The following is a 607-nucleotide window of genomic DNA, read 5'->3' on the forward strand; positions in this document are numbered from 1 at the left end:
AAGGAGCTGTGGACTGCATGGAAGAGAGAATGCCGGAATGAGTAGCGAGATAGAGGTGGGAATCCTCTAGGCCGAATATCCAAGGTTTCCAGGGTAAAGCTGATCTGCCCTGGGTGAGTCGGGACCTAAGGTGAGGGCGAGAGCCGTAGCCGATGGACAACAGGTTGATATTCCTGTACTGCAGTATGACAGAACTGTGGGGACACGTAAGGAGAGCGGGAGCCGGGAATGGAAAGCCCGGTACAAGCGAGGTACCAGTCACATAGGAAAATCCGTGTGGCAATGGGAAGACGTGATGTGGAGCGAAGATTAGTAGCGAAGCCCGTGAGCCATGCGTCAAGAAAAGCCGCTATCGTTCATATTGTACCCGTACCGTAAACCGACACAGGTGGATGAGGAGAGAATCCTAAGGCCGGCGGAAGAAGTATTGCCAAGGAACTCGGCAAAATGGCCCCGTAACTTAGGGAGAAGGGGTGCCTGCGAGAGCAGGCCGCAGAGAATAGGCTCAAGCAACTGTTTAGCAAAAACACAGGTCTATGCGAAACCGAAAGGTGAGGTATATGGGCTGACGCCTGCCCGGTGCTGGAAGGTTAAGAGGAGAGGTTAG

The 607-nt window shown here is 53.5% G+C and carries 1 rRNA gene; it reads left to right on the forward strand.

Going from position 1 to position 607, the window contains the following annotated elements:
* Positions 1-607, forward strand: a 23S ribosomal RNA gene (locus LI091_RS18390); the annotation flags it as partial.

The sequence above is a fragment of the Blautia sp. MSK20_18 genome, assembly GCF_020553125.1.
Taxonomy (GTDB): domain Bacteria; phylum Bacillota; class Clostridia; order Lachnospirales; family Lachnospiraceae; genus Blautia_A; species Blautia_A fusiformis.